22 protein-coding genes are annotated in these 24018 nt (G+C 59.5%); 10 read left to right on the forward strand and 12 right to left on the reverse strand.

The genetic code is table 11. The annotated features are described in order from the left end of the window. Positions 1-425: 425 nt before the first annotated feature. The 5 genes from MRY17_RS18415 to MRY17_RS18435 are packed head-to-tail and all read left to right on the forward strand — an operon-like array spanning position 426 to position 5005. The gene (locus tag MRY17_RS18415) at positions 426-1574 is read left to right on the forward strand and encodes an iron-containing redox enzyme family protein (protein WP_243352658.1); all 1149 of its coding nucleotides are present in this window, start codon (positions 426-428) and stop codon (positions 1572-1574) included. Positions 1575-1585: 11 nt separating this feature from the next. After that, positions 1586-1900, forward strand: coding sequence for a Rieske 2Fe-2S domain-containing protein (locus MRY17_RS18420; RefSeq protein WP_191952171.1), 315 nt, complete (start codon positions 1586-1588; stop codon positions 1898-1900). A gap of 5 nt (positions 1901-1905) precedes the next feature. Further along, positions 1906-3087 carry an MFS transporter gene (locus tag MRY17_RS18425; protein WP_243352659.1) on the forward strand — a complete coding sequence of 394 codons (1182 nt, stop codon included), beginning with the start codon at positions 1906-1908 and terminating at the stop codon, positions 3085-3087. Positions 3088-3090: 3 nt separating this feature from the next. Then, complete coding sequence (locus tag MRY17_RS18430; protein WP_243352660.1) at positions 3091-4317, forward strand: ATP-grasp domain-containing protein; 1227 nt, start codon at positions 3091-3093, stop codon at positions 4315-4317. Positions 4318-4321: 4 nt separating this feature from the next. Further along, entirely contained in the window at positions 4322-5005 is a 684-nt protein-coding gene (locus MRY17_RS18435) for a phenylalanine--tRNA ligase beta subunit-related protein (protein ID WP_181283368.1), read from the forward strand. 36 nt (positions 5006-5041) lie between these two features. Here MRY17_RS18435 and MRY17_RS18440 read toward each other — a convergent pair whose 3' ends face one another. The 4 genes from MRY17_RS18440 to MRY17_RS18455 form a co-directional block, all read right to left on the reverse strand. Further along, positions 5042-5458 carry an Lrp/AsnC family transcriptional regulator gene (locus MRY17_RS18440; protein WP_057721264.1) on the reverse strand — a complete coding sequence of 139 codons (417 nt, stop codon included), beginning with the start codon at positions 5456-5458 and terminating at the stop codon, positions 5042-5044. Positions 5459-5525: 67 nt separating this feature from the next. Next, complete coding sequence (locus MRY17_RS18445) at positions 5526-6401, reverse strand: carboxylate/amino acid/amine transporter (RefSeq protein ID WP_243352661.1); 876 nt, start codon at positions 6399-6401, stop codon at positions 5526-5528. A 203-nt stretch (positions 6402-6604) separates the two neighbouring features. Beyond that, complete coding sequence (locus MRY17_RS18450) at positions 6605-7204, reverse strand: FMN-dependent NADH-azoreductase (RefSeq protein WP_181283366.1); 600 nt, start codon at positions 7202-7204, stop codon at positions 6605-6607. Positions 7205-7354: 150 nt separating this feature from the next. Then, positions 7355-7669, reverse strand: a complete 315-nt coding sequence (locus tag MRY17_RS18455; RefSeq protein ID WP_181283365.1) for a 3-phosphoglycerate kinase — start codon at positions 7667-7669, stop codon at positions 7355-7357. Positions 7670-7718: 49 nt separating this feature from the next. On the opposite strand from MRY17_RS18455, the gene MRY17_RS18460 reads away from it, so the two are divergent. The 3 genes from MRY17_RS18460 (at position 7719) to MRY17_RS18470 (ending at position 11288) form a co-directional block, all read left to right on the forward strand. Continuing rightward, positions 7719-8642, forward strand: a complete 924-nt coding sequence (locus MRY17_RS18460) for a LysR family transcriptional regulator (RefSeq protein ID WP_124359342.1) — start codon at positions 7719-7721, stop codon at positions 8640-8642. A gap of 167 nt (positions 8643-8809) precedes the next feature. Continuing rightward, positions 8810-9373, forward strand: coding sequence for a peptidylprolyl isomerase (locus tag MRY17_RS18465; protein ID WP_057721259.1), 564 nt, complete (start codon positions 8810-8812; stop codon positions 9371-9373). An 82-nt stretch (positions 9374-9455) separates the two neighbouring features. Then, the gene (locus tag MRY17_RS18470) at positions 9456-11288 is read left to right on the forward strand and encodes an ABC transporter ATP-binding protein (protein WP_191952174.1); all 1833 of its coding nucleotides are present in this window, start codon (positions 9456-9458) and stop codon (positions 11286-11288) included. A gap of 122 nt (positions 11289-11410) precedes the next feature. On the opposite strand, the gene MRY17_RS18475 is transcribed toward MRY17_RS18470, so the two are convergent. From MRY17_RS18475 to MRY17_RS18485, 3 genes are all read right to left on the reverse strand, one after another. Then, entirely contained in the window at positions 11411-11659 is a 249-nt protein-coding gene (locus tag MRY17_RS18475) for a BrnA antitoxin family protein (protein WP_191952175.1), read from the reverse strand. Beyond that, on the reverse strand, positions 11637-11915 hold the full coding sequence (locus MRY17_RS18480) for a BrnT family toxin (protein ID WP_191952176.1): 279 nt from the start codon (positions 11913-11915) through the stop codon (positions 11637-11639). The genes MRY17_RS18475 and MRY17_RS18480 overlap by 23 nt, the downstream gene beginning before the upstream one ends. Positions 11916-11992: 77 nt before the next feature. After that, positions 11993-13117, reverse strand: a complete 1125-nt coding sequence (locus MRY17_RS18485; RefSeq protein ID WP_243352662.1) for a GNAT family N-acetyltransferase — start codon at positions 13115-13117, stop codon at positions 11993-11995. Positions 13118-13401: 284 nt separating this feature from the next. Between MRY17_RS18485 and MRY17_RS18490 the strand changes: the two genes are divergently transcribed. Next, complete coding sequence (locus MRY17_RS18490; protein WP_124424544.1) at positions 13402-14724, forward strand: putative porin; 1323 nt, start codon at positions 13402-13404, stop codon at positions 14722-14724. A gap of 104 nt (positions 14725-14828) precedes the next feature. On the opposite strand, the gene MRY17_RS18495 is transcribed toward MRY17_RS18490, so the two are convergent. The 4 genes from MRY17_RS18495 to hrpA form a co-directional block, all read right to left on the reverse strand. Continuing rightward, positions 14829-15062, reverse strand: coding sequence for an anti-sigma factor family protein (locus tag MRY17_RS18495; protein WP_181283362.1), 234 nt, complete (start codon positions 15060-15062; stop codon positions 14829-14831). Continuing rightward, complete coding sequence (locus MRY17_RS18500) at positions 15056-15670, reverse strand: RNA polymerase sigma factor (protein WP_181283361.1); 615 nt, start codon at positions 15668-15670, stop codon at positions 15056-15058. Before MRY17_RS18500 ends, MRY17_RS18495 begins: the two co-directional genes overlap by 7 nt. Positions 15671-15708: 38 nt before the next feature. After that, positions 15709-16830: a beta-ketoacyl-ACP synthase III gene (locus MRY17_RS18505; RefSeq protein ID WP_243352663.1), complete on the reverse strand. Its 1122-nt coding sequence runs from the start codon at positions 16828-16830 to the stop codon at positions 15709-15711. Positions 16831-17253: 423 nt separating this feature from the next. Continuing rightward, on the reverse strand, positions 17254-21165 hold the full coding sequence (hrpA, locus tag MRY17_RS18510; RefSeq protein ID WP_243352664.1) for an ATP-dependent RNA helicase HrpA: 3912 nt from the start codon (positions 21163-21165) through the stop codon (positions 17254-17256). Between the two features lie 554 nt (positions 21166-21719). Between hrpA and MRY17_RS18515 the strand changes: the two genes are divergently transcribed. After that, positions 21720-22127 carry a hypothetical protein gene (locus MRY17_RS18515; protein ID WP_181283358.1) on the forward strand — a complete coding sequence of 136 codons (408 nt, stop codon included), beginning with the start codon at positions 21720-21722 and terminating at the stop codon, positions 22125-22127. 107 nt (positions 22128-22234) lie between these two features. Here the strand turns inward: MRY17_RS18515 and aceK are convergent, their stop codons facing one another. Continuing rightward, the gene (aceK, locus tag MRY17_RS18520; protein WP_191952179.1) at positions 22235-23950 is read right to left on the reverse strand and encodes a bifunctional isocitrate dehydrogenase kinase/phosphatase; all 1716 of its coding nucleotides are present in this window, start codon (positions 23948-23950) and stop codon (positions 22235-22237) included. Positions 23951-24018 lie beyond the last annotated feature (68 nt).

Consider the following 24018-nt stretch of genomic DNA (forward strand, 5'->3'; position numbering starts at 1 on the left):
CACGCCTGAAAAAAGCCGACGAACATGTCTAGTCGTCGCTCTGTAATAAATCAACTCATCCAAATGACAAAAGCAGACTCCACCTATTGATTTAGTGAAATTCACTATCTACGCGCCCGATTTTCAATCTGTTTTTAGAAAAACCAAATCTATAGCATCTGGCCATCGAACAAATCAGCCAGAAGGCATTTCTTATGTTATGGACAACTAAGCTGTCAGATGATGCGCCCCACTTCACACTCAGCTCGGATGCCGAGGCGCTTACCCACTACGGTAGCGCCAGTGCTTTTGCCCAGCCGCGCAGCTTTTATACCAACAGTCCCTTTCAGCGCCCTTCCCGGCCGCAGGACATATCAGACGTAATTATCAGTACTCGTCTAACAAGCGATCAACTTTCCGACAGCCATCATTTATTGGCACAACGGTTGTTACTGAATATCTACGAGCAGGACCTGGTATTTCTGCCCAAGCCGCCCATGGAACTTGATCTCAAGGCGTTCAAACAGTTCTACGACCCTGAACACGCCGCCAGCGGCAAGAAGATCCGTCCGCTGCTCGAACAGTACTTGTATGACTGGCTCAAGCAAGAAGTGCATATCAACGGTTCGTGGTGCCTGGAATCGTTTGTCGCCCACACCGACAAGGTCCTGGAGGATGTCGCGCAGTCGGAGTCCAAGCTGCACAAGGTGCTGACCACCAGCCGCAACCCTGAACGTGCCGCGCGCTTTTTCATGACCCAATGCGCCGGCGATTTCCTCAGTGAGGCCTCCGCGATGGCGCGCAATGTGCTGGGCAATTGCGGCGTGTACACCAGCGAGTTGTTCAAGATCCTGATCGACGAATATGGCTACGGTGTCGATAAAAAGAAGCACAGCACCATTTTTGAAGACATGCTCAAAGACATGGGCATGTCTCATCATGTGCACCATTACTGGCAGTTCTACACCGCAGGTTCCTTGTCGCTGACCAACTACTTCCATTATGTGTCGGCCAACCATGGCGAGCTGTTCCGCTACATAGGCGCGATGTATTACACCGAGGCCACCCTGGCGCTCACCACCAAACACCAGTCGAGCGCCATCAAGGCCATTTTCGGCGACAGCGTCTCCACCGACTATTTCGATGAGCATTCACACATCGATGTCCATCACGGAAGGATGGCCCTGCAGCGCCTCATCCTGCCCATGATCAAGCAATTTGGCAGCAAGATCATTCCTGATCTCGTCCGCGGTTTCGAGGAATTCAGGTTGCTGCAGGACATCGCCGACGAAGAGCTCTACGCCCATATCAAATGGCACGACGAGCTGGATGAACACCGTGCACTGGCTGCCGCCCAGCAGGGCACGAAGCCGGTGGACCTGCGAATTACCGAGACCGAGCACGAACTCTCGGTGCCCCACACCCACCCCAACGACGAGTTGTTCTGGGTTGAAACCGGCGAGCTGGATTTTGTCGCAAGCCCGGACCTAAGCGTGCGGCTGAAGGCCGGGGAAGGCGTGGTGATTCCCAAGGGCATGCTGCATGGCACCCGCGTTGTCAGCCCGTCCTGCACCTATACCGTCACGGCCCTTTGAGCAGGCATCCCATGAAAGCTATCCGCCTGAACCTTACCGACGCCCACTACGTGGCCGTGGAAGACAAAACCTATTTTCTCAAGCGCCATACCTATTCGACGCAGTTGCTGCCCACCAGTTGCCCCCATCGCGGCGGCCCTTTGCACATGGGTGAAACCACGGGCGACGGGCAAAGCGTGATCTGCCCGTGGCACGACAACGCTTACAAGGTGTGCAACCTGGAAAAGAAATCGCCTCCCACCGTTCGCGTGAGAAACCAGTTCAGTACCGTCGTGGGTGACACCGAACGGTGCGTGCCTTTACTCAAACTCTCTCGTTACGACTGAACCCTATGACCACTAAATCAACACTGACAGCGTTCTACTCGATCGTGACCCTGTTTACCGGCCTGGACATGGCGATTGTGATTGCCATGGTCTGGTTCGGCCTGGAAACCACCGGCTCGACATTTCTGGTGGGGGCCACGCTATGCGTGGCGACCGTGGTGCCGTATGTGTGCGAACAATACATCGGCAAATTTTTCACCCTTGAACTGAGCATGAAACGCCTGCTGTACATCCGCCTGACCGCGTTCGCCGCCGTGCTTGGCCTGTCGCTCACCGACGCCGCCGTGTTGCCCATCGGCTTTTTGGTCATCGCCTTTGTGGTCGGTGTCACCGACTACTTCACCATCAGCACCCTCGAGTCGAAAAACACCAAGCTGGTGCTGGCCGGTGCGACCGACAGCGACACCTCGGCGCGGCTGATGCAAACGTCCATCCAGATCGGCGCCTTTGGCGGCGCGCTGCTGGGCGGGGTGATCGTGGATGTATTTTCGGTCAGCCAGACCCTACAGATCATCAGCCTGGCGGCGATTGTCTCGCTGGTGGCAATCCTGTTCGTGCAGGCCACGCCCGGCGCCGACACGGCCGAGCAGGCCAATGACAGCCCTGTCGCCCAGGCGCTGAACCTGCCGCGCAACCTTTACGTGCTGATCATCGTATTAAGCATGATCGGGTTCCATATCGGCGCCTTCAACAGCCTGGTGCCGATCGTGTTTCAAAAACTCAATGAGTGGAACGCCACCCTGTTCGGCGTGGCCAGCGGTCTGGCAGGCCTGGGTGCCTTCAGTGCGGCAGTGCTGCCACGTATCAAGCTCAACAGCTATGGCGCCATCGTGCTGGTGCTGCTGGCCGACGTGGCAATCGTGTATTGGCAGAACCTCTACGTGATGATGGCGGCCGCGTTCTTGCTGGGCTTTTGCATCAACAGCCTGCGCATCCAATTGCGTAAAAACCTGATCGAGTCGGCGCCCAACGCTCGGGTGGCCGACGTGATCGCCGCAAAAAGTTCGCTCTACTACCTGCTGGTCAGCGGTTCGGCGCCAATGATCCTGACGTTTTTTACCACTGCGGGATTCCTCGGGCTGGAAGGTGCGCGCCTGCTGATGATCGTCTCCGCCGGCCTCTTGGCTGCCGCCGTGCTGGCGTGGAACCTCACGCCGGCGGTCCCGGCCACCGCGACCCTTGAATAAGGAATGCCTCAATTGCAAACCGTACTGATCGTCGATCCGTTCTCCACCGGCAAACTCTACGCCCCGTTGCTCCGGGCCCAGGGCGTGAAATGTATCGCGGTGATTTCCACCGACACCTTGCCCAGGCACTTCACCGATGACCTGGTCAGGGAAGATTTCGAAGAGGTTTACCACTGGGAAGAGAGCTTGCTGGAAACCCTGGAGAAACTGTCGTTGAGCGCGGTGATCGCAGGCTGCGAAACCGCAATCTACCTCACCGATTACCTCACCGAAGTGCTGCGTATTGCAGGCAACAGCCGCATTACCAGCGACCTGCGGCGCAACAAGTTTTCCATGCAGCAAGCGCTCAAGAACAAGGGATTGGCGAACATTGCCTCCCAACTGCTGAGTTCGCCAAGCCGCATTCGGGAAGTGGTCGACTCGTTGGAGGAAGCGGCCACCTATGTGGTCAAGCCACTGAATTCGGCCGCCACCGAAGGCGTGGTGTTCGCTCAGGGCAGGCACGAAGTGGAAACCGCCTTGAACAACGCAGCCTGGCGGCAGAAAAACGACCTTGGGGAGTTCAACCTCGGGTTTATCGTGCAGCCGTTCGTATCGGGGCCGGAGTACGTGGTGGACATGGTCGCCTTTGATGGCGAATACACCATCGCCACGGTATGCAGATACACCAAGATCCACAAAAACGGCAGCAAGTTTGTCTACGAAAGCCTGGACACCCTCGATCCCCAGGCACAAGCGCTGCAACCGCTGCTCGACTACGCCCGCCTGGCAGCGGCGGCCTTGAGCATCGAGGTCGGCCCGATTCATATGGAAATCATCTGGTCGGACACGGGCCCGGTGATGATTGAAGCGGGCGGCCGCTTGCATGGCGGGATCGCCCCACTGCTGTTTCAGCAGGTGTACCAGCCGGACCTGCTGTCGCTGGCCATCGACAGCTACCTCGGCCGGCCTCGCCCGCCGGCCGGCACTGCACGTGAAATCAGCCATGGTCGTATCGGCTTTTTCTGTTCCGACGAGCGCCGCACCTTTACCGCGCCTTCCCCACAGGCGTTGCAGAGCGCCATGCTGGATGAAGCCTATTGCGGCCATCGCTTCTTTATCAGCCCGGGAGACACCACGCCGGTCACAATCGACTTCGCCACCTGCCCCGGGCTGTTCTGGTTGCAGCACCCAAGCCTGCAACAGCTGGATGCCAGCACCGATCTTCTGCGCAAGAAGCTATGGAGCTAAGGGCATGAAAAGTCGTTTGATCATTCAACAGTCAGCCCTTGACCTGGGCCTCAATAATGCTTGCGCCGCCGTTGTCGAAAACATCAGCGTGTCTGACGACCAGAGTTTCGTCAGTCTCCTGCAGAGCAACTTGAACCACGTGGCCTCACACCTCAACGAACTGGATTCGAATCCCGTTTACGAAGGCTTTGCCCGTCAGCTTGAAAAGCTCGGCTACACCAACACGGTCAGTGCCAACGAAAAACTGCTGCGGCGCTTCATCGCCAACGGTGTGCGCCCCATCAATAACGTCGTCGATGCCTATAACGCCGTGGCAATCCGGCACGGCGTCAGCATAGGCGTACACACCTATCATCAGCGGGACGATATCCACGTCATGCGTTCCCCGGAACCGCGGGCCTTTCGCCCGTTGTTTGCCAAGAAGGACGTGATGATCCCCGCGGGCGACATCGTCTATACCTGCGGCGACGTGCCCCTGGCGAGCATCGGCAAAGTCGATGCCGATGCCCATGACTTCAGACTGACCGACGCATCATCCAGCCTGCTGGTGGTGGTATTGGGGCATGAGGACACGACGCTGGCGTTCAACCAGACGGTCATCGCAGAATTCGTGGACACCCTGCGCCAGACAATGCCGGCCTTGAATCATTACTTTCTCGAAACCTTCCACGACCACGCGCCAGCCTGATCGGGCGTCAGCCGCTGCCGTCGCGGACGGCACCGGCTAGCGCCAGGCCTTGAGCACCGGGTTGACCACCACCTCATTCACATGCTCGATCTTGAGCAGGTTTTCCTTGAACACCATCAATTCTTCAAAATTGCGGTAGCGCACCTCGAGCATCATGTCCACGTCGCCAAACAATGAATAGGCCTGCACCACCTCGCGATACTGGTAGATTTTGGGGAACACCAGGTGGCAGCTGCTACCGTTGAGCTTGAGCATCAAGAATGCCGATTGCAGGGTTTGATCGTCCTCAGCGACGTTGATGGTAAAGCCCAGGATAATGCCCTTTTCGATCAGTTTTTGAACCCGCGACTCAACGGCGGTTCGAGACTTGTGAACCTGGCGCGCCAGTTCCGCCAGGCTGACGCGGGAGTCATCCTTCAAGGCAGCTATTATCAGTTCATCAACCTTGTCCACTCTGCCACCCCCACACCGTTCCTTTCGATAACACACTTTCATTACCGCTCACACATCGCTGGCACCCTCAGGTCGCAGACTTTACGCCAGCGGCGGGTTTGATACCCAATCGACTGACCGCCACCGCCGTCAGAATCACCAGGCCGCCCAGGGCAAGCCTTCCCAGCGGCTCATGCTGGTTCCAGATCAGCAGGTTCAACAGCAGCCCCACCGGTACATGCAGGTTATTCATCACCGCGAGGGTGCCGCCATTGACCAGGCAGGCCCCCTTGTTCCACCAGTACATACCCAGTGCGGTACTGATCAGCCCCAGGAACACCAGCACGCCCCATTGCAGCGGCGCCTGGGGCAGGAAATCCGCCTTACCGAACAACAGGAACGCGGGCAACACCACCAGCAAGGCGCCCAGGTAGAAATAACCGAAGCGCCGGTAGTGCGGCTGATCACTCGGATAGCGTGCCACCAGATGCTTGTACAGGACTTGCCCGGCGGCGTAGGTGAAATTGGCCAGTTGCAGCAACAGGAAGCCCATCAGGAAGTTCGGGGTGATCTGGTCGAAACGAATCACCGCCGCGCCCGCCACCGCCACCAGTGCGGCGACCAGTGCCCAGGGGTTGAACCGCCGGTTGAGCGCGTCTTCGATCAGGGTCACGTGCAACGGCGTGAGGATGGTGAACAGCAGCACCTCCGGCACCGTCAGTACCCGGAAGCTCAGGTACAGGCACACGTAGGTCACGCCGAACTGCAGCGCACCGATGACCAGCATGCCACGCATGAATGCCGGTGGCACCGAGCGCCAGCGGGTCAGTGGGATAAAGATCAGCCCGGCCAGTACCACGCGCACCAGTACCGCGAAGTAGCTGTCGACATGGCCGGCGAGGTATTCGCCGATCAAGCTGAAGGAAAATGCCTGAATCAGGGTGACAACCAGTAGATAGCCCATGTGCGCCTCGTTTCGAATGGGCGCGACATTAAAGCTTTTCGACGGTTGAAGAAACTCGAGGCAAAAAAAACCCGACCTCGCTGAAGCGGCAGTCGGGCAGGAGCACTCAGGAGCAACAAGTGCAAAGGGAGGTTCGGTACGCGTACTTGAAGGGATTGCGTGGCGCTAGATAAACACTGGTGGATTATCTGGCGATTAAAGGATCAAGCCACCTGTGCGAGCAGTGCCTTGGCATGGTTGATGCCTTTTTCCTGGAAATCACCGCTCAGGTTCACCCCTTCGGCATGAATGAAGGTGACGTCGTGAATCCCGATAAAGGCCATGACCTGGCGCAGATACGGTTCCTGGTGGTCCGAGGTGGCGCCGGTGTGAATGCCGCCACGGGCGGTGAGCACGATGGCGCGCTTGCCGGTCAGCAAACCCTGCGGCCCGGTGGCGGTGTACTTGAAGGTCACCCCCGCGCGCAGCACGTGGTCCAGCCAGGCCTTGAGGGTACTGGGGATGGCGAAGTTGTACATCGGCGCCGCCATCACCAGGACGTCGGCGGCGAGCAGTTCGTCGGTCAATTCGTTGGAGCGCTCCAGGGAGGCCTGTTCGACCGGGCTGCGCTGTTCGGCAGGTTTCATCCAGCCGCCCAGCAAATGGGCGTCCAGGTGAGGCACCGGGTTGAGCGCCACGTCGCGCACGTTGATCTGATCGGCCGGGTGGGTGGCCTGCCATTGGCTGACGAACTGCCGAGTCAGTTGGCGGGAAATCGAATCCTGCTGGCGGGCGCTGCTTTCGATGATCAGAACGTTGGACATGGTTATGTAGGCTCCATCGGTAAATGCTGTAAGTCGATAGAGAAAAGATTAAACATGGCCACTTCGATTAAAAAGCGCAAAAAACTGCTATAACCCATCTATAAATTTGTTTATAAGCGGTGTATTCCTATAGGCATGCTCCGCTTCGCTTTATTTCGGCGCGCACGCCAGAGCGATGCGCATCTTGATGATCGCGCGGTTGAACTTGGCCGTGGTGTGGGTGCTTTTGCCGGCGGGTACGGTGACGGTGCGCCGACGCGGCGCTTCAGGGCCGTTGGTAAAGGTTACAGAACAGACAGCATCTCGAGTGCCGTAGTTATTCAGCTGAATCGAGCTGATATCGCCGTCCACATCGGAGGCGGTGTAGTCGATGCTGACGCCGTCGATCTTTTTGCTCACGTCGATGGGGTAGGCAAACGCGCTCATCGGCAGCAGCGCCAGCAACACACAACACAATTTTCTCATTCGGCAGTCTCCAATAAGGACCGCCAGCTTAGGACAAGAGGAGCTCATCTTGAAAGCGCCCCGCGTTACCCTTGATCAATGGCGCACATTGCAGGCCGTGGTCGACCATGGCGGCTTCGCCCAGGCGGCCGAAGCGCTGCACCGTTCGCAGTCCTCGGTGAGCTACACCGTGGCGCGCATGCAAGACCAGCTCGGCGTGCCGCTGCTGCGCATCGACGGGCGCAAGGCGGTACTCACCGATGCGGGTGAAGTGCTGCTGCGCCGCTCCCGGCAACTGGTGAAAAACGCCAGCCAGTTGGAAGATCTTGCCCATCATATGGAACAAGGCTGGGAGGCCGAAGTGCGCCTGGTCGTGGATGCAGCCTATCCCAATGCACGCCTGGTACGCGCCCTGACCGCCTTCATGCCGCAGAGCCGAGGCTGCCGGGTGCGCTTGCGTGAGGAGGTATTGTCCGGTGTCGAAGAGCTTTTGATAGAAGGCGTGGCCGACCTGGCGATCTGCGGCTTCAGCATTCCCGGTTACCTGGGCACCGAAATGAGCGATGTGGAATTCGTTGCCGTGGCCCATCCCGACCATGCTTTGCACCGCATGCAACGCGAGTTGAGCTTCCAGGACCTGGAAAGCCAGATGCAGGTGGTCATCCGCGACTCCGGGCGCCAGCAACCGCGTGATGTGGGTTGGCTCGGCGCCGAACAACGCTGGACCGTCGGCAGCCTGGCCACCGCCGCCTCGTTCGTGGGCAGCGGCCTGGGTTTTGCCTGGTTGCCCCGGCACATGATAGAGCGCGAACTCGCCGAAGGCGTGCTCAAGCAATTGCCGTTGGAACAGGGCGGCAGCCGACACCCCACGTTCTATTTGTACTCGAACAAGGACAAACCCCTGGGGCCGGCAACGCAGATCCTCGTGGAGTTGCTGCGCACCTTTGATACTGCTCCGCTGGACGCGCCCTTCGCGGCGCCTCGTCAAGCCTGAAATGGAGTGCACCCATGACCTGGGTTCAATCGCGCAAGCCTGGACCCGATTGTGGGCTGCGGCGACAGGAACAACGTTCCAGAATCACCTGTCCAACCGGGGTCATCAACGCTACTCTGCTCGATTCTCCAAAGACCGTCGACCCCACTACCCAGGATCACTGACCCATGCTGAAAAAAATCGCCTTCTTTGCCGGTTCCGTTCTGTTCGCTGCCAACCTGATGGCGGCCGAGCCCGCCAAGGCGCCCCACGTATTGATCTCCACCACCAATGGCGACATTGAAATCGAACTCGACCCGGTCAAGGCGCCGATCAGCACCAAGAATTTCCTCGCCTATGTGGACAAGGGCTTCTACACCAACACGATCTTTCACCGTGTGATCCCGGGTTTCATGGTCCAGGGCGGCGGGTTCACCCAGCAAATGTCGCAGAAGCCGACCGAAGCACCGATCAAGAACGAAGCCAGCAACGGCCTGCATAACGTGCGCGGCACCTTGTCCATGGCGCGCACCAATGACCCGAACTCGGCCACCAGCCAGTTCTTCATCAACGTGGCCGACAATGCCTTCCTCGACCCGGGGCGCGATGCCGGTTACGCGGTATTCGCCAAAGTGGTCAAGGGCATGGACGTGGTTGATGTGATCGTCAACTCCCAGACCACCACCAAGCAAGGCATGCAGAACGTGCCAATCGATCCTGTCCTGATCAAGTCGGCCAAGCGCATCGACTGAGGTCCGCGGGAACTTCCGCACGTTGCCCGCAAGGCGACGTGCGCACTTGAAAGGAGAGCCCGCACGGCGGGCGTCAAGCCTAATGCTCTATCGTCGTTTTGAACAACTGATCGACATCTTCCGCGATGCTCCCAGCGCGGCCCCGCCCGATAAAGTCCTGCCCTTCTACCTCTACTACCTGCGCCAGGTGTGGCCGTGTTTTGCCGCGCTGTTGGTGGTGGGCCTGATCGGTGCGCTGATCGAGGTTGCGCTGTTCAGCTACCTGAGCCGCATCATCGACCTGGCCCAGGGCACGCCGCCCGCGAATTTCTTCCAGGTGCACAGCACCGAGCTGATCTGGATGGCAGTGGTCGCCCTGCTGCTGCGGCCGATTTTCAACAGCCTGCATGACTTGCTGGTGCACCAGACCATCAACCCCGGCATGACCAGCCTGATCCGCTGGCAGAACCACAGCTATGTGCTCAAGCAGAGCCTGAATTTCTTCCAGAATGATTTCGCCGGGCGCATCGCCCAACGCATCATGCAAACCGGCAACTCGTTGCGTGACTCAGCGGTGGCAACAGCGGAAGCCATCTGGCATGTGTCGATCTATGCCATCACCTCGCTGGTGTTGTTTGCCGAGGCCGACTGGCGCCTGATGATTCCGTTGATCATCTGGATCATCTGCTACTGCCTGGCATTGCGTTACTTCGTGCCGCGGGTCAAGGAGCGGTCGGTGATCTCTTCCGAAGCACGCTCCAAACTCATGGGCCGCATCGTCGACGGCTACACCAACATCACCACCTTGAAGCTGTTTGCCCATACGCAGAATGAGCAGGAATACGCCAAGGAAGCGATTGTCGAGCAAACCGAAAAAACCCAACTGGCGGCGCGCGTGCTCACCAGCATGGACGCGGTCATCACCGTCCTGAACGGCCTGCTGATCGTCACCACCACCGGTCTCGCCCTGTGGCTGTGGACGCAGTCGCTGATTTCCGTCGGCGCCATTGCCCTGGCCACCGGCCTGGTGATTCGCATCGTCAATATGTCCGGCTGGATCATGTGGGTGGTCAACGGCATTTTCGAAAACATCGGCATCGTGCAGGACGGCCTCAAGACCATCGCCCAGCCGCTCGCGGTGGTCGACCGCGCCGACGCCCCGCGCCTGGCAGTGCCCCATGGCCTGGTGCGTTTCGAGCAGGTGGATTTCCACTACGGCAAGCAGAGCGGGATCATTGGCGGCCTGAATCTTGAGATCAAGGCAGGGGAGAAGATCGGCCTGATCGGGCCGTCCGGCGCGGGCAAGTCGACTCTGGTGAACCTGCTGCTACGCCTGTACGACCTGCAAGGTGGCCGCATCCTGATCGACGGCCAGGACATCGCCGAAGTTGCCCAGGAAAGCCTGCGTGCGCAGATCGGCATGATCACCCAGGACACCTCGCTGCTGCACCGCTCGATCCGCGACAACTTGCTGTATGGCAAGCCGCAGGCCACCGACGAAGAACTCTGGGCCGCCGTGCACAAGGCGCGCGCCGACGAGTTTATCCCGCTGCTGTCGGACTCCGAGGGCCGTACCGGGCTGGATGCCCATGTGGGTGAACGCGGGGTAAAACTTTCCGGTGGCCAGCGCCAACGGATCGCCATCGCCCGCGTGCTGCTCAAGGACGCGCCGATCCTGATCATGGACGAAGCCACCTCAGCGCTGGACTCCGAGGTGGAAGCGGCGATCCAGGAGAGTCTGGAAACCCTGATGCAGGGCAAGACCGTAATCGCGATCGCGCACCGGCTGTCGACCATCGCGCGGATGGACCGCCTGGTCGTACTGGAGAAAGGCCGGATTGCCGAAAGCGGCAGCCACGCCCAATTACTGGCCCATGGCGGACTGTATGCGCGGTTGTGGCAGCACCAGACGGGTGGGTTTGTCGGCATCGATTAAAGGTACCGAGACCCACACGACTCAAAATGAGAGCGGGCCTTGATCGTTCCCACGCTGCGCGTGGGAGCGATCTTACGGTCAGGCCGGCCGATAGGGCAGCGCCGACCTTTTTAACGTGTTGATCAGCCTTGATGAGCCCGCATGTATTGGCGCAAAAGCTGGTTAATACGGGTCTGGTAGCCAGTGCCTTGACCTTTGAACCACTCTAAAACATCGGCATCAAGTCGAATGGTGACCGCCTGCTTCACAGGAACACGCAGTTCAGCACGTCGAAAAAACTCAGCATCCAGTTCAGGAATTTCACTGGTATCAATATCTTTGTCACTCATCTTGGCCAGGCGCTCCCAATCAGTTTTCGATGTTTGCGTCATAATATTTGGCCTCCTTCTTGGTTGCTTTTCGGGCGGAAATGATACGGATTACATCGCCACGCCGTTCGGTGTATACGACAACACCAATCAATAATTTGATCCAGCCAATACTGATCCAACGCTCTTCGTTATAATCCGCTCGATCATCGCGCAAGGCCAGCATTGGATGTCTGAAGATATCCGGAACGTCGTTGAAATCGATGCCGTGCTTAGCAATGTTGGCCTTATTTTTTGAATCATCCCACTCAAAATGCATGGCACGCCCTGTATGTACTTTTGTACATACAGAATAGCTATTTCGGCTTCTTTGACCAGGTCTGCCAGACCGGTGGCTCAGGCCTGCCGATAGGGCAGCGCCGACCTCGCCTCTTCGGCATACGCCAACACGCCCACTCGCTCGCGCTCGAGGAAATCCTCCACGGCGTTTTTCAGCCCCGAATGGCGCAGGTAATGCCACGAATGGGTAATCACCGGTTCGAAGCCACGAATCAGCTTGTGCTCGCCTTGAGCGCCGGCGTCGAAGCGTTGCAGGCCGTGGGCGATGGCGTAGTCCATGCCCTGGTAGAAACAGGTCTCGAAATGCAGCCGGTCGAATTCGGCCAGGCAGCCCCAATAGCGGCCGTAAAAGCTGTCACCGCCGATCAGGCTGAACGCCATGGCCACTGGGCGTGAGCCCTGTTTGGCCAATACCACGCGGATCGCCTCGGGCATGCGCTCGGCCAGCAGGCTGAAAAACGCCCGGGTCAGGTACGGCGATTGCCTACGTATCGCGTAGGTGTTGGCGTAGCAGGCGTAGACAAAATCCCACTGGGCCTCGCTCAGCTCATGGCCCTGCAGCCACTCGAACTCGATACCCTGCCCCGCCACCTGCTCGCGCTCTTTGCGCATCTGTTTGCGCTTGCGTGAACTCAGGGCGTCGAGAAAATCCTGGAAGTCGCGGTAGCCACGGTTCTGCCAATGGAATTGACAGCCCAGGCGCTGCAACCAGCCAGGTTGCCGAGCCAGCGCGTCGTCAGCCAACGGATCGGTGAAGTTGATATGGGCACTGGAGAGCCCTTCGATTTCCAGGTAACCGGGCAGGCTGTTCAGCAGCTCGAAACCGTCCTCGGCGTTGGCGGCCAGCAGCCGCGGGCCGCTGACCGGACTGAACGGCACCGCCGTCAGCAGCTTGGGGTAGTAGTCGATGCCCGCACGCGCGCAGGCGTCGGCCCAGCCGTGATCGAACACATACTCGCCGTAGGAATGCCACTTGCGATAACCGGGCAATGCCGCCATCAGCCGCTCGCCTTCCCAATGCAGCAAATGCTCCGGTTGCCAGCCCGAGTGGGCCCCCAGGCTGCCACTGTCTTCCAGCGCGCTCAGGAACGCATGCCGCACGAACGGCTGAGCCTGTGACGCCAGGGCATCCCAGGCCTGCGGGGCGATTTGGGACAGGCTGTCCAGGCGTTGCAACGGCATCGGCATCTTCTCTGTCTGGGGCGTGAAAGCCTGGCGAGTATCGCCTATCGCAGCCCGGCGCACACCCGGAAAAATCGCCTGACACAACTCGAAATCAATAGTTCCGTGGGCAAACGAATTGTCATATAGATGAAATCACTTAGCCACTACTGCGTCATAAACCGCCGCGATACTGACGCCTGTTTTTAGAGCACCCGGGTTTGCCAGGTGGCCTTTTTTCCGTCCGTCAGCGGTCGGTTGTGTCCTGGAGGGTTTGTTACCCCTCCTCACTTTCGGAGATTGATATGCGTCTTGCTTCCACTAAAACTGCGGCGGCCCTGTGTGGCGGCCTGTTGCTGGCCCTGAGCGTTCCGGCCAGCGCTGCAGTCGACGCTAAGTTGCTCGACATGCTCAAGGCCAACGGCCAGATCACTGCTTCGCAGTACACCGAATTGCAGAACGAACTGGCCAAGGATCAGAAAGAACAGCAGATCGCACGGCAGGCTCAACAGGAAACCAACGAACAGATCGCGGCCACCGCGAAAAAGACCAACGAGCTGAGCAGCTTCGACCAGAAGCTGGCGTGGGCCGCCAAGACTCAGTTCAAGGGCGATGTGCGCTTCCGCCAGGAAACCATCAAGATCGATGGCGAACCCAACAACGGTGGGCGTGACAAGGACCGTCAGCGTATCCGCGCCCGTCTGGGTGCCTACACCGAGATCAACCCGCAAGTGGACACCGGTATCCGTATCGCCACAGGTGGCGGCGACGATGCGCGTTCCACCAACCAGGACCAGGATGGTTACTTCGATAAGAAATCGATCTGGTTGGACCTCGGCTATATCGACTACCACCCGGACCAGATCAAGAACCTGCACGTGATCGGCGGCAAGATGCTGCAGCCGTGGGTGAGCATGGGCGATGTGATCTGGGATAGCGACATCAACCCCGAAGGCCTGGCTGTCACCTACAAATACCCGCTGGGCAGCAGTGCCGAACTGTTCGGCAGCCTGGGTAACTACAACCTCAAGGACAACGTCGACGGCGACGGCGTGCAATTTCGCCATGACCTGCGTCTGACGTCCGGCCAGTTGGGCACGCGTTTCTCGCTGACCGACAACCTGAAAATGACCCTGGGCGGCAGTGTCTACGCCTACCAGAACGACAAGGACAGCCGCTGCACGACCACCACCACGCCTTGCGCACTGGCGGTCAACGGCAACTCGGCCAATAACGAATTCCGCTTGTATGAAGGCTTTGCGCAAGCCGACATCGGTGGCCTGGCAGTGCCGCTGGCGTTCTATGGCCAGTACGTGAAAAACAACGATGCCGTGACCGATCAGGATACCGCCTGGTTGGTGGGTGCCAAGTCCAAGGTGTTCGGTTTCAACCTCGACTATAACTACCGCGATACGCAACGTGACGCAGTTGTGGGCGCCTTCACCGATTCGGACTTCGCCAACGGCACCACCGGTTCGCGCGGTCACAAGATGAAGGTCAGCTACGACATCGACAAGAACTTCGCTCTGGGCGCCACGTACTTCCTGACCAAGGCAGACTACGCCAGCCGTACCCAGCGTGATGCCAACACCAACACCCTGCAGCTGGATGCTGAAGCCAAGTTCTAACCTCACCACTGTAGGAGCGAGCTCGCTCGCGAAGAACGAACAGGCAGCGCGTTTATCCTGGATACCCGCGTTATCGTTGACGTTTTTCGCGAGCGAGCTCGCTCCTACAAGTCTTTACGCCGCTCGGCAGCGAGTCGCTCCGCCAGCACATCCGCATCCTTGACCGGCTCGTCCGGCATGATCCGCAACGTCGCCTGCATCAGGCGCATCTGACGGATAAACCGCCGGCAGTTCGGGCAGAACAGCAAGTGATGACGCACCAGCAGACGCTCACGAAAGGTCAATTGCCCATCGAGATAGTCACTGGACCGTGCCACTTGTTCTTTACAGGTCAACATTCGCCCGTTTCCTCAAAGTGCTCCACTGTGGCAAAGACTTTAAGCCGCGCCCGATGCAGCAGTACACGCACATTCGAGAGCGAGAGCGTCAGAAGATTACAAATTTCTTCCAGCTCCAGGCCCTGACGTTCACGCAGCACCAGCACGCTGCCTTGCAATTGGGACAGGCTCAGAATCGTATGCTCCAGGCATTTGCGCAATTCCTCCTCGGTCAGCAGGGCTTCCGGCGTGTCCTGGTGCCAGGCATACGGGGCTACCGCCCAGTGCCCATCGTCAGGCGTGAAGCGTTCATCACCAATGGTCCCATGGGGAGAAGGCAGGTCGTCGAGCAACACCTCCCGACGGTTCTGCTTGTAGCGGCCCTTGGCGGCGTTCGCGGTGATGGTCAGCAACCAGGTCTTCAGGCTGGAGCGCGCTTCGAACCTTGAGAGGTTGCGTACCACCGACAACCAGGCATCCTGCACCACCTCATCGGCATGCCGCTGGCCAACGATGGCATAGGCCACCGCCCGCATCGCACTCTGGTACGTGGTGACCAGTTCCTTGTAGGCCCGCTGCTCACCCTTGAGCAGGCGTTCAAGCAGATGCGCGTCGTCCGCTGCTGCCATTCAACACCTCGATATAAACGTGCAAATCCGCTCCGCCATCAGCGTTTGCGCAGGATCACGCTGCCGATGGAGTAGCCGGCACCAAACGAGCTGAGCACGGCCACGGCGCCTTTGGGCAAATCATCCTGATAAGTGTGAAAGGCAATCACCGAGCCCGCCGAGCTGGTATTGGCGTAGGTATCGAGGATCACCGGCGCTTCTTCCACCGACGCATCGCGCCCCAGCAGTTTCTTCACGATCAGATGGTTCATGCTCAGGTTGGCCTGGTGCAGCCAGAAGCGCTTCACATCCGTGACGCTCAGCTGGTTCTCTGCCAGGTGGGCGCCAATCAACTCGGCCACCATCGGGCAGACGTCGCGGAACACCTTGCGGCCTTCCTGCACGAACAATTTGTCCGGCGCGCCGATGCCTTCTTCGGCGGTGCGGTTGAGAAAGCCAAAGTTGTTGCGAATGTTGTTGGAGAACTTGGTCAGCAGCTTGGTGCTCACCACGTCGAACTGGTGCTCGGAGGTGGCCAGGTCGGCACGCTCGAGGATCACCGCCGTGGCGGCATCACCAAAGATGAAGTGGCTGTCGCGGTCACGAAAATTCAGGTGGCCGGTGCAGACTTCCGGGTTGACCATCAGGATCGCCCGGGCCTGGCCCAGCTGGATGCTGTTGGCGGCATTCTGGATACCGAAGGTGGCCGAGGAGCACGCCACGTTCATATCAAAACCGAAGCCCTGGATACCCAGCGCTTCCTGCACCTCGATGGCGATGGCCGGGTAGGCACGCTGCAGGTTGGAACAGGCGACGATCACGCCATCGATATCGGCGGCGGTCTTGCCGGCGCGTTGCAGGGCCTGTTCGGCGGCGCCGACGGCCATCTGGCAGAGCACCGACCATTCGTCGTTGCTGCGCTCGGGCAAGCGTGGGGCCATGCGCTGCGGGTCAAGGATGCCGTCCTTGTCCATCACGAAACGGCTCTTGATGCCCGAAGCCTTTTCGATGAACGCCGCACTGGACTCAGTCAGCGCCTGCACGTCGCCGCGCTCGATGGCCGCGGCGTTTTCGCTGTTGAACTGCTGCACATAGGCATTGAAAGACTGCACCAGCTCTTCGTTGGAGATGCTGTTGGCCGGGGTGTACAGGCCAGTGCCGCTGATGACGACGTTATGCACGGTCGTTCCTCTAAATCTGTCAGGCAGAAGATATTGGTACCGTCGTACCAAACTGTAGGTCGTTTGATTCCGTCCAGCGGGCATCAAACTGGCAACGCTTTATTCCATCGCGTCGCTGCTACGACGATCCCGGCATTTATGGGCGCGAAGTTTGCCACAAACACTGGGGTTTGGCGCCACTTCCCGGACAAACACCGTTTAAATGTGGGAGGGGGCTTTCCCCCGATAGCGGCGTATCAGTCAAGGCATCAGTGGCTGACACTCAGTCATCGGGGGCAAGCCCCCTCCCACAGTGGGACCGTGTTACCAGTTGCTTGCTGCGGTACTGGACTCAGATCCTTGTCGGAAATTTCCTCGATAGTCCGGCTGCACACAGCCCCCTCCCACAGTTGACCCTGTTCAGTTCAGGAAACCGGGAATGCTTCAGGGCTCTACCTGGCTCCATTGCTTGCTCAATCGCTTGTCGGATATGGGCACCTTGGTCCCCAACTGCTGGCCAAACAACGACACTCGATATTCCTCCAGCCACCAGCGATAGAGCTCCAGCTGCGGGTCGCGCTTGCCTTCCTGGGTGTGTTTGTTCAGGCGGTTCTGGTACTGCGCCCACAGGCCGCTGAGCTCGGTGCTCCACACACGATCCTTCTGCACCTGGCTCGGCAGTTTTTCCAGGCGCAGCTCGATGGCCTTGAGGTAACGCGGCAGCTCCTTGAACCATTGCGCCGGCGTCTCGCGCACAAACCCTGGGTAGACCAGGTTGCTCAACTGCTGCTTGATATCGTTCAAGGCTACCGCCTGGGCCAGGTCGATCTTGCCCTTGAAGCGTTTTTGCAGGCCATGCCAGAGTTTCAGCACGTCCAGGGTCAGGCGCGCCAGACGCTCGGCGTGTTCGGTCCAGCCGCCGCGCTTGCGCTCGGCCAGCGCGGCCAGCCCGGCACCATCGCGCGGTAGAGTGGCTTCGCCTTCCAGTACGCAGGTGTCGAGACTGGCAAGCAGGATGTCTTCCACCAGCGCATCGATGCGCCCCAGTTCGCGGTACATCAGGCCCAACTCGGTCAGCCCCGGCAATTTGCCGCGCAAAAATTTCGCCGGTTCCGCCAGTTGCTGCAGCAGCAGGCGCTGCAAGGCACGGCGATGCTGGAATTCGGCCTCGGCGGCCGTGGAGAAACGCCCCTCCCTGACCGTGCCGTTTTCTTCCACCAGCGCCGGGTATACGGTCATCGATAGGCCGGCGATGTTTTGCTGGGTTTTCTCAGCCACGGGAGCGAACACCTTGGCTTCCACCGGCTGCTGGCTTTTTGCAGTTTGCGGAACCGCCAGCGCCGCCTGGCTGGCCTCGGCGAAACGCGCCGTCAGCTCCGCCAGATCCCGGCCTTCGCCGAGGAACTTGCCTTGGCCGTCGACCACTTCCAGGTTCATCTTCAGATGGTTTTCCACCTGCTGCGCGGCCTCGGCCCAGGCCTCGTCGCTGACCCGCGCACCGGTCATGCGCAGCAATTCGCGGCCGAGCGCCTGAGGCAGCGAGCCCTGGCCAAACTCGATGCGCTGCAGCGCCGCCTTGACGAAGTCCGGCACCGGCACAAAGTTTTTGCGCAGCGTTTTGGGCAAGTTACGCACCAGGGCGATGCACTTGGCTTCGATCACCCCCGGCACCAGCCATTCCAGGCGCTCGGCCGGCAAGGCCGGCAGCAACGGCGCCGGCACGCGCAGGGTGACGCCGTCGCGCGGATGGTTGGGTTCGAAGTGGTAACTCAAGGCCAGGGCCAGGTCGCCCAGGTGCAAGGTGTCCGGGTAATGCGCGGCGGTGACTTCACTGGCTTCGCGGGCCAGCACGTCTTCTTCGCGCATGATCAGCAGTTGCGGGTCTTTCTGGCTGTTGGCCTTGTACCAGCTGTCGAAGGTCGCCGTCTGATGGATCTCGGCCGGCAGGCGCGCATCGTAGAAGGCGTAGAGGGTCTCCTCGTCGGCCAGGATGTCGCGGCGGCGCGCCTTGGCTTCCAGTTCGTCGAGCTGCTCCAGCAGTTGCTGGTTGGCCGCCAGGCACTTGGCCCGGGACTGGATTTCCCCGCGCACCAGGCCTTCGCGAATAAACAGCTCGCGCGACACCACCGGATCGATCGGCCCGTAATGCACCGGCCGGCGTCCGACCACGATCAACCCGAACAAGGTGATCTGTTCAAACGCCACCACCTGGCCGCGCTTTTTCTCCCAATGCGGTTCAAAGTGGTTTTTCTTGATCAGATGCCCGGCCAGCGGTTCGATCCAGTCGGCGTCGATCTTGGCCACCATGCGCGCATACAGCTTGGTGGTTTCCACCAGTTCGGCGGTCATCAGCCATTGCGGGCGCTTCTTGCCGATACCCGAGGAAGGGTGAATCCAGAAGCGCCGCTGACGCGCCCCCAGGTAGTCGCCGTCCTCGGTCTTCTGGCCGATCTGGCTGAGCAAGCCGGACAGCACCGCCTTGTGCAGTTTCGGGAAATCCGCCGGTTCCTTGTTGATCGTCAACTGCATGTCGCGGCAGATCAGGCTCAACTGGCGATGGGAATCGCGCCATTCGCGCAGGCGCAGGTAGTTGAGAAAGTTCTTCCGACACCAATTGCGCAGCGGGCTGGCGGTCAGCTCCTGGCGCTGTTCTTCAAAGCCGCGCCACAGACTGACCAGCCCGGCGAAGTCCGAATCCGCGTCTTTCCACTGCGCATGGGCCTGGTCGGCGGCCTGCTGGCGCTCCGGCGGGCGCTCGCGCGGGTCCTGGATCGACATGGCGCTGGCCACGATCAGCACTTCCTGCAAGCTGCCCAGTTTGGCCGCTTCGAGCAGCATGCGGCCCATGCGCGGGTCCACCGGCAGGCGCGCCAGCTGGCGGCCCAACGGTGTGAGCTGACTGTTGCGGTCCACGGCCGACAGCTCTTGCAGCAGGTTGAAACCGTCGCTGATGGCCTTGCCGTCCGGCGGTTCGATAAACGGGAAGTCGGTGATTTCACCCAGGCGCAGGTGCAGCATCTGCAGGATCACTGCGGCGAGGTTGGTGCGCAGGATTTCCGGGTCGGTAAATTCCGGGCGCCCGATAAAGTCTTCTTCGCTGTACAACCGAATGCAGATGCCCGGCTCGACCCGGCCGCAACGGCCTTTACGCTGGTTGGCGCTGGCCTGGGAGATCGCCTCGATCGGCAGGCGCTGCACCTTGGCGCGGTAGCTGTAGCGGCTGATGCGCGCGGTGCCGCTGTCGATCACATAACGAATGCCAGGCACCGTCAACGAGGTTTCCGCGACGTTGGTCGCCAGTACCACGCGGCGGCCCGGGTGCGATTGGAAAATACGCTGTTGCTCGGCCGGTGACAGGCGCGCATACAACGGCAGGATCTCTGTGTGCTTGAGCTGGGCCTTGCGCAGCATCTCGGCGGCGTCGCGAATCTCGCGCTCGCCAGGCAGGAACACCAGCACATCGCCGGGGCTGCGCCGTTCGCTGCGCTCATAGGCGGCGATTTCATCGAGGGTGGCGAGGATCGCCTGGTCGACGGTGAGGTCGTCCTCGACGCGGTTGCCCTCCTCGTCCTGTTCCAGGGTCAACGGGCGGTACCAGGTGTCGACCGGGAACGTGCGGCCCGAGACTTCGACAATCGGCGCATCGTCGAAGTGCTTGGAGAAACGTTCAAGGTCGATGGTGGCCGAGGTGATGATGACTTTCAGGTCGGGCCGGCGCGGCAACAGCGTCTTGAGGTAACCGAGCAGAAAGTCGATGTTCAGGCTGCGCTCGTGGGCCTCGTCGACGATGATCGTGTCATAGCGCTCCAGATAGCGGTCGTTCTGGGTTTCCGCCAGCAGGATACCGTCGGTCATCAGCTTGATCAGCGTATTGGAATCGCTCTGGTCCTCGAAGCGCACCTGATAGCCGACCAACGCGCCCAGCGGCGTGGCCAGCTCTTCGGCGACGCGGCTGGCAACGCTGCGCGCAGCGATCCGACGCGGCTGGGTGTGACCGATCAGGCCGTATTGGCCACGGCCGATTTCCAGGCAGATCTTCGGCAACTGGGTGGTTTTACCCGAGCCGGTCTCGCCGGCAATGATCAGCACCTGATGCTTGTTCAGCGCAGCCTTGATCTCGTCACGCTTGGCCGCAATCGGCAGGCTGTCGTCGTAACGGATCACCGGCAGGCTCGCATGCCGCGCCGTGACCTGGGCACAGGACGCCTGCATGCGCGCCACCCACTGCGCCAGCTTCTCCTCGTCGGGTTTCTTGCGCAGCTCGAGCAACTGGCGCCGCAAGCGGTGACGGTCGGCGAGCATGGCGTGATCGAGGGTCTTGAGCAGTTGATCTATGGTGGGTGCTTGGTCAGTCATCTGGGTGGCAAGGGTCTTTTGGTGAGGCAGGTCTGCCCTGCGCAGCGTGGATCGATGGAATGGGGAAAGATTGTCGCAGATTTCTTCCGGCCTTGAGACGGTCAATCAAAAATGAGCCGTGCGGGCTTGGATGTCTTATCGAAATTGCCTACATAAATCGATAAACCATTCGGACCATTGAATAGCAGAAATCCGATTGGGTGAATGCGGTGTAACCGATTCAATGAGCCAAACGTGCCTGTCACGCTCATCAGCTAAGGAACCTGCATTTATGATTACGATTATGCCCAGACATGGCCTGCCCACTTTCGCTGAAACCACCCGTAGAGATAATCCACCCCCTTATGAGCACCCACCGACCTACAGCCAGGCGATGAGTACGCGCGCACCGCAGATACCCAAGGCTGCTACGCCGCAAGCGACCAGCCTGACTGCCCATCGAATCACTCAAAGCGCTCCAGCGTCGATGGCAATGCGAATGCTGATGAGTGCCCTGTCCAGAGTTTGAAATCCAGCGCTCACCTTCAACCCTCACAACGCTGTCAGGAGTTTCTATGCCAATAGATCGTATGTCTTACTCACGCGCCGGCGGCTACGGCCATTCCTTTGCCGAAAAGCATCAACGCACTCCGGAATACACGACCCCAGGGGCCTCAAGCGCCTCGTCCAGCTCATGGAAGACGATTGAAACGCTGAGAAGTCTGCCCAAGGATTTTCCGACTTCCGCCGTCAGCCAAAATCATCTTGATAAACCCATAGGGTTACTGCAGCGAAAAATAGAATTGCAGGACAAAGGTCGGCCGACTGAAAACGTCGATAAGGCCTATAAGGAATCGATGAATACCCTCTACCAGAAAAATTCGACCGCTCAGAGCCAGGCTGCGGACGAAACGACCCGAAACCGCCTGATCAACCGGAGCGATAAAATATTGGAAACCAACAAGGACACCCCGTTCCTGTAAACCAACCCTCACGCCAAACAATACGTTCTTCCCAAACTACCGCACGTTCAGCCACTCCCGGTAGTTTGGGCTCGCTGAGAATTACGCAGTCACGCCGACTCAGTGACTCAGGACACGTCTTCCCACCTGCGCCGGTAGGGAAACACATCAATCACCTTCCCTGCACGAATCGCCTCCTGCAGGCCCTTCCAGTAATCGGCGTTGTACAACTCGCCATGCAACTCATCGAACAACCTGCGCTGGCCGGCGTCGGCAAACAGGAACGGCGGAAATTCTTCCGGAAATACGTCCAGCGGGCCGATGGAATACCAGGGCTCGGAGGCCATCTCATCCTCAGGAGTGCGCGGCGCGGGAATGTGGCGGAAGTTGGCTTCGGTGAGAAAACAGATTTCATCGTAATCGTAGAACACCACCCGGCCGTGACGGGTGACGCCGAAGTTCTTGAGCAGCATGTCACCGGGGAAGATATTGGCCGCCGCCAGTTGCTTGATTGCCAGGCCATAGTCTTCAAGGGCTTCACGTACCTGGGCGGGGTTGGCGTTTTCGAGGTAGAGGTTGAGCGGGGTCATGCGCCGCTCGGTCCAGCAATGGCGGATCAAAACGGTATCGCCCTCCACTTGGACGGTGCCGGCGGCCACTTCCAGCAACTCGGCGAGGCAGTCGGGCTCGAACTTGCTCAAGGGGAAACGGAAGTCGGCGAACTCCTGGGTATCGGCCATGCGCCCTACCCGGTCGACACTTTTGACCAGGCGGTACTTCTCGATCACCGTGGCGCGGTTGACGTTTTTCGACGGTGAGAAACGGTCCTTGATGATCTTGAACACGGTGTTGAAACCCGGCAGGGTAAACACGCTCATGACCATGCCCCGCACCCCCGGCGCCATGATGAATTGATCATCGGTAGTGGCCAGGTGGTTGATCAGGGCGCGATAGAACTCCGACTTGCCGTGCTTATAAAAGCCGATGGAGGTGTACAGCTCGGCAATGTGCTTGCCGGGCAGGATGCGCTTGAGAAAGTCGATGAACTCCGCAGGTACCGGCACATCGACCATGAAGTACGAACGGGTGAAGGAAAAGATGATCGACACGTCAGCTTCGTCAGTGATCAACGCATCGATCTGAATCCCCTGCCCTTCGCGGTGCAGCAATGGAATCACCAATGGCCATTGTTCGTCGCGGGTGTAGATACGTCCGACAAGGTAGGCGCCTTTATTGCGGTAGAGCACCGAGGAAAACAGCTCAACGTTCAGGTCCGGATCCTTGCATACCCAATCCGGCAGGTTTTCCCGCAGTTGGGCTTCCAGGCGGCGCAGGTCGGCAGGCAAGTCGGCGTAGGGCTCACTGAAGCGGTAGTCCGCGAAAATCTGCGCGAGCGTCTGCGCCAGGTTGCCGGCGGGCGTGTAGGTGCGGGTTTGCGCCGCCCGCGCCCGACGCTGGCTGGGCCGCGTGGTCTGGATGAACATGCAGTTATCGCTGATCAGGTCATGGCTGAACAGGCTGCAGAACACCGAGTTGTACCAGGTTTCCGACAGCTCATCGTCAAAGCGCAGGTCGATCAGGCCGATGTAGGCACTTTTTACCAGCGGCCACAGGTCGATGTCTTGCAACACGCCCGCATCGAAAGCAGCGCGCAGACGCATCGTGACCTCCCCCACCTTATCTTCGTAGAGGTTGATGCGCGCCGCCGAAGCCGCCTGCCCTTGCTGCCACTGGGCCTTTTCGAAACGTTCGCGCGCGCCATCGGTGATCTGGCGAAAGTGCTCACGGTAGTCGTCGAAACCGTCGAGGATCATTCGGGCGATAGCGAGGGCGGACTGCGACATGCGGAAACCTCGAACGGGTAGCTGGAAGCCCTGAGCTTAGCCAGTGAACCAAGGCAGGAAAAGGAGGA

The organism is Pseudomonas orientalis (assembly GCF_022807995.1).
Lineage (GTDB): Bacteria > Pseudomonadota > Gammaproteobacteria > Pseudomonadales > Pseudomonadaceae > Aquipseudomonas > Aquipseudomonas orientalis_B.